Below are 1,066 nucleotides of genomic sequence, written 5' to 3'. Positions count from 1 at the left end.
TCAATGATTTCACCACCGGTCAAATTAGGCCAAAGATAAACGTCACCAGGTACATAAGCAATACGTTTGTGAATTTCAACGGAGCTTTTGAAGACATCTTTGCCGAAGATAGTGGCTTTACCACCTGAAGCTCGCAAAATTCCTAAAATAGTTCTTATAGTTGTCGATTTACCAGCACCGTTAGGTCCGATGAAACCAAAAACTTCCCCGGGATAAATATCAAAAGTGATATTTTTTAGAGCCTGAAATTTACCAAACTTCTTTTGTAAATGATCGATATGTAAGGTTGGTACATTTTCGTTCAACATAATAATTACCTCTAAAATGAAATATTTTTCCTGAATAGTTCACTATTTACCGAGTATATTAGGTCTGGGAAATGTCAAAGTCAACTGAGAAAAACGTTGATATTGAACTATTTAGAAGGCCTTTTTAGAAAGTCTTATTAGACCAATCAAAAAACTGAACTATTGTTATAAAAAAATTTGAGGTAATTATAATGACTAATAATTTACAGCGTAAAAAAGAGAAGAAACAGTTAATTTTGGAGACTGCACTTCAAACTTTTACTAAACAAGGCTACAAAAAAACCTCAATCGCGCAAGTTGCGAAAGAGGCTCACTCATCACAAGTGACATTATATAAATATTTTCCAAGCAAGGTTGCTTTGGCACGTGCAGTTATCATTAAACAAATTATTGATGGATACAAAGCGTGCGAAGATACTCTGGATAGTTCCAATGGGACTTTTGCGGAAAAAATGGAAATGATGATGTCGTATGGGGTGAACGTTGCTGATGCTATACATGATGATTTTGTCGTCTTCATGTATAACGAATTCAGTGGTAAAAATGGTGACGACAGCGTTATGAAAACTTATAACGAATACAAACATGGCTTTTGGAAAAGGTTGTTGGATCAAGGACGTGAAGAAGGTGCCGTTAATCCAGATATATCAGATGAGAGTGCCATAATTTATTTAGATATGTTTGTTAATTATGCGATGAATCCTAATCCAGTGAATGCTCATAGCGCAATTGAAATTAAGAATCATGAAAAGGATTTA

Annotated in this window: 2 protein-coding genes; one reads left to right on the top strand and one right to left on the bottom strand. The window is 34.6% G+C overall.

The genetic code is table 11. From position 1 onward, the window contains the following. A partial coding sequence (locus tag FHL06_RS14055; protein WP_153387281.1) for an ATP-binding cassette domain-containing protein occupies window positions 1-308 on the bottom strand: 308 nt, incomplete at its 3' end. A gap of 191 nt (window positions 309-499) precedes the next feature. Here FHL06_RS14055 and FHL06_RS14050 point away from each other — a divergent pair. Further along, on the top strand, window positions 500-1,066 hold a 567-nt coding region (locus FHL06_RS14050), incomplete at its 3' end, for a TetR/AcrR family transcriptional regulator (RefSeq protein WP_153387279.1).

This window comes from Companilactobacillus halodurans, assembly GCF_009600985.1.
GTDB lineage: Bacteria > Bacillota > Bacilli > Lactobacillales > Lactobacillaceae > Companilactobacillus > Companilactobacillus halodurans.
This window is presented reverse-complemented; position numbering and strand designations above follow the sequence as displayed.